4 protein-coding genes and 2 pseudogenes are annotated in these 4,210 nt (G+C 34.7%); all 6 read left to right on the top strand.

Translation table 11 applies throughout. The features are described from left to right. Nucleotides 1-289 precede the first annotated feature (289 nt). The 6 genes and pseudogenes from ACFXN8_RS08715 (at nucleotide 290) to ACFXN8_RS08690 (ending at nucleotide 4,127) form a co-directional block, all read left to right on the top strand. Nucleotides 290-1,147 carry a RhaT/GlcU family sugar-proton symporter gene (locus tag ACFXN8_RS08715; protein WP_376074492.1) on the top strand — a complete coding sequence of 286 codons (858 nt, stop codon included), beginning with the start codon at nucleotides 290-292 and terminating at the stop codon, nucleotides 1,145-1,147. A 15-nt stretch (nucleotides 1,148-1,162) separates the two neighbouring features. Continuing rightward, nucleotides 1,163-1,948, top strand: coding sequence for a glucose 1-dehydrogenase (gene gdh, locus ACFXN8_RS08710; RefSeq protein WP_386844368.1), 786 nt, complete (start codon nucleotides 1,163-1,165; stop codon nucleotides 1,946-1,948). 109 nt (nucleotides 1,949-2,057) lie between these two features. Beyond that, nucleotides 2,058-2,189 (top strand): annotated as a pseudogene (locus ACFXN8_RS08705) (SAM-dependent methyltransferase); the annotation flags it as partial. A 25-nt stretch (nucleotides 2,190-2,214) separates the two neighbouring features. After that, nucleotides 2,215-2,307 (top strand): annotated as a pseudogene (locus ACFXN8_RS08700) (methyl-accepting chemotaxis protein); the annotation flags it as partial. 134 nt (nucleotides 2,308-2,441) lie between these two features. Beyond that, a complete protein-coding gene (locus ACFXN8_RS08695) occupies nucleotides 2,442-3,296 on the top strand; it encodes a leucine-rich repeat domain-containing protein (protein ID WP_386844366.1) in 855 nt (284 codons plus the stop codon). A 372-nt stretch (nucleotides 3,297-3,668) separates the two neighbouring features. Further along, nucleotides 3,669-4,127, top strand: coding sequence for a GNAT family N-acetyltransferase (locus tag ACFXN8_RS08690; RefSeq protein WP_386844364.1), 459 nt, complete (start codon nucleotides 3,669-3,671; stop codon nucleotides 4,125-4,127). The last annotated feature ends 83 nt before the right edge of the window (nucleotides 4,128-4,210 follow it).

Genomic DNA, 4,210 nt, shown 5'->3' with positions numbered 1-4,210 from the left:
GATGAGATAACTACTTTTGTATAGTGGATTGCCTTAGGAATTAATTTATAAATTTAAATGTAAAAAATCCACCATGCAAACAGGGATTTCTATAAGACCAAGATAGCTTAATTGCCGTCTTGGTCTATTTTGTGTGGCGAAAGTGGAAGTTTTACATAACAAATTCAACCAACTTAATAGGTGATTCTAATTCAAAGTATAAAAAATTTTCCTAGGCACATCATAGAAAAGTATTATAGATGTTTTGTTAAATCAAATAAAGCATTTAGAGAGGTGAAAAGTTTAAAAAATGGATATCATCCTAGCATTATTACCAGCTCTCTTTTGGGGAAGTATTGTATTATTTAACGTCAAACTCGGTGGTGGACCCTATAGTCAAGTACTGGGAACAACATTTGGTGCACTTATTTTCTCTATAGGTATTTACTTTTTTGTAAAGCCCGAGTTATCTCCTATAGTGTTTGGCGTCGGAATTGTATCGGGTCTTTTTTGGGCATTAGGTCAGGTAAACCAATTGAAAAGTATTGATTTAATAGGGGTTTCCAAAACAATGCCCATTTCGACAGGGCTACAATTGGTATCAACGACTTTATTTGGCGTAATCGTGTTTCATGAATGGTCGACAACAATGTCGGTTATATTAGGTGTTCTTGCACTTATTAGTATCATCATTGGTATTGTTCTCACGTCACTACCTAATCCAGAAGAGAAACAAGAAGAACACGGAAGCAATTTGAAAAAAGGAATTTTAATTTTACTTGTTTCAACTTTTGGTTATTTAGTATATGTGGTGATAATACGCTTATTTAATGTAAGTGGATGGTCTGCTTTATTGCCACAAGCAATCGGGATGGTAATAGGTGGGGTTTTATTAACGTTTAAGCATAAACCATTTAATAAATATGCGATTCGTAATATTATCCCTGGTTTAATCTGGGCTGCCGGAAACATGTTTTTATTTATTTCTCAGCCACGTGTAGGAGTCGCAACAAGTTTTTCTCTTTCCCAAATGGGGATAGTCATCGCTACTTTAGGCGGAATTTTTATATTAGGTGAGAAAAAAACAAAACGGCAATTCATAGCAATTATTATCGGGATTGTTTTTATAGTCGCTGCTGGAATTATGTTAGGGATTGCGAAAAGATAAAAAGGAGGGCCTTGTATGTATCCAGATTTAGAAGGAAAAGTTGTTGTGATTACAGGTGCTGCAACGGGATTAGGTAAAGCGATGGGTATTCGCTTCGCGGCAGAAAAAGCGAAAGTAGTTATTAATTATCGTTCAAATGAAGCGGATGTAAATGCTGTAGTGGAAGAGGTTAAAAAAGCCGGTGGGGAGGCCATTGCTGTACAAGGTGATGTTACAGTAGAAGCGGATGTCATCAATCTCGTTCAAACAGCTATAAAAGAGTTTGGGACCCTCGATGTAATGATTAATAATGCGGGTATAGAAAATCCAGTAGCTTCTCATGAAATGCCGTTAAGCGATTGGAATAGAGTCATCAATACAAATTTAACAGGTGCGTTTTTAGGAAGTCGAGAAGCGATTAAATACTTCGTGGAGAACGATATTAAAGGTACTGTTATTAATATGTCCAGTGTTCATGAGAAAATTCCTTGGCCTTTATTCGTGCATTATGCCGCTAGTAAAGGGGGCATTAAGTTAATGACAGAAACATTAGCCTTAGAATATGCTCCAAAGGGGATTCGTGTCAATAACATTGGACCCGGAGCGATCAATACGCCTATAAATGCTGAGAAATTTGCAGATCCAGCCAAACGTGCAGATGTGGAAAGCATGGTTCCGATGGGGTATATCGGAAAGCCAGAAGAAATTGCCGCAGTCGCAGTATGGCTTGCTTCATCACAGGCTAGTTATGTAACCGGGATCACGCTATTTGCGGATGGTGGGATGACTTTATATCCTGAATTCCAAGCTGGTCGTGGATGAGTAATGGTGTGCTAAAAAGGTATCAAGAGTTTTTTGGTGCCTTTTTTATGTGCCGATAAGCGGATTAGTTGAGATTTGCAATTAAGTTGAATATTTTTTCTTACAAGCTATAGCATTCAATAATCAACACAAAATCTTGTTTGTTGGTGTAGGAACAGGAGCAGATTTAGAGTTAATTAATCGCAATGAATTAAATATAACGGCTATTGATTGTTCAACTGATATGCTCGGAAAAGCAAGAAGTTAGAATAAAGTTTTTGATAAATGCGCGAGCTGGAGAGCACGGGAAAGCCTTTGCAGTAGTCGCCGATGAAGTGCGGAAGGTAGCAGAGCAATCGCAGCAATCAGCAGAGCAGATTCCCTAAAATCAAAAAAACTGTCCTTACCCAAGGCGAAATTGATTTCTTACTTCGACTACTTGTAAATCCGAAACTCTTGTTCTATTCTAAAGAAGAATAACAAGTTAAGAGCGTTTGAAGTAGGAGGAAAGAACATGAAAATAAACTTATCACAAAAGAATTTACAAACTTTACCTAAAATAGATGAAGCACTAATAAATGAAATAAAGGAATTAAATCTTTTTGATAATGATTTAATAACAATACCTGAAGAAATATATGAGATGACTAGTATGGAGGTATTAAACATCTCAGTAAATAAAATTTGCGAAATGTCACCAAAAATTATGAACTTAACGGAACTTAGAATGCTAGATGCAGGGCATAATGACATTGACTGTATTCCCGCTGAAATCGGTCACCTTTTGAATATGGAAGATTATTTGTATTTTCATAATAATAAATTGCAATCAATTCCACATGAAATCGGTAATCTGAAAAAAGTGAGATATTTAAATTTAAGTGATAACAGTTTAAAAAAATTGCCCGAGGAAATTGGGAATTTAACCAAACTAGTAGAACTACGTGTAATGAATAATCAATTAACTGAGTTACCAAAAAGAATAAGTAGTTTAACTAATCTAAGAGAATTACATTTGAAAAATAATCAAATTACATCTCTTCCAGAGAGATTTGGAGAATTAGCTTTATTACGAGTTTTAGATTTAGAAGAAAATCAGATTGAAAATATACCGCATTCTTTACATAAATGTCAAAAACTAAGAAGATTGAATTTGAGACATAATCAATTAAAAACATTGTCAGAAGATATTGGTAACTTACAAAATTTATTAGAACTAGATTTAAGAAGTAATCAACTTTTAGAATTACCTACATCCTTAATGGAAATTAAAGGTTTAGAACGTCTAGATTTAAGATGGAATCATCAATTGAGTATCCCTAGTTGGATAGAAGAATTGGAGGAAAGAGGATGTATTGTTTATTTGTAGACCTGGAAAATGAATTATGGAAATAAATAGGTGTTAGCAGTCTGAACCTTCCTTGTAGTACATAACATTAAGGATCAAGTGTTGTTTACGGGTTTTTCAGAAATTGATTTGAATGATGTAGTAATCTATTCATGTTATCTTGTCAAACAAACACGGGACCAGTCACTCATTCATAAAATGAGTTCTGGTCTTTTTGTATTTATTATTTGAAAATGAATTTGTGGAACAACTGTGTTCAGAATAATTAGGCTCTTTAAAAAGATGGTATAAAACTGGGATATCATACCATTTATTCTTGTTTGTCTGTATAATAAAAGAAAGAATATTTTCTCGTAAAGTCTGATTACGGATAGTTGATATGAGGGGGATGATATGATGACAATCGAGGTTTTTATCGCAACAGAAGAAGATTATTTTACTGTGAATGAGATTGTAAAAGAAGGGCATGAAGAGCATGTGATGGAGGAACCAACTATTTTTAAAAGTGTGGAGTCTGTAATGCCCGAATGCTATTATAAAGAACTGATTGCCAACGAAGAGAGTGATGTTCTAATTGCGAAGGAAGATGAAGTTGTAGTGGGTTTCGCGGTCATAAGTGTTGAAACTTCACCACCTTTCGAGTCGCTCGTTCAACGGAAATATGCTTACATACACGATTTTGGTATAAAAGCAAACTTACAAAGAAAAGGTATTGGAAAAATGTTATTTAATGCTTGTATAACTTGGGCTGAAAAAAGGGAAGTTGACTCAGTTGAGTTAAATGTTTGGGAATTTAATACGAAAGCCATTGATTTTTATAAACATTTTGATATGAAAAGCCACACGTGTTGATTAACCAAAATTATACAGTCGTTGAATGATTTATGTCCCAATGAAACATCAGGATTTCTTTCACCCTAATTCGCCATTCCAGT

This window comes from Lysinibacillus sp. NPDC059133 (assembly GCF_042755925.1).
Lineage (GTDB): Bacteria > Bacillota > Bacilli > Bacillales_A > Planococcaceae > Lysinibacillus.
This window is presented reverse-complemented; position numbering and strand designations above follow the sequence as displayed.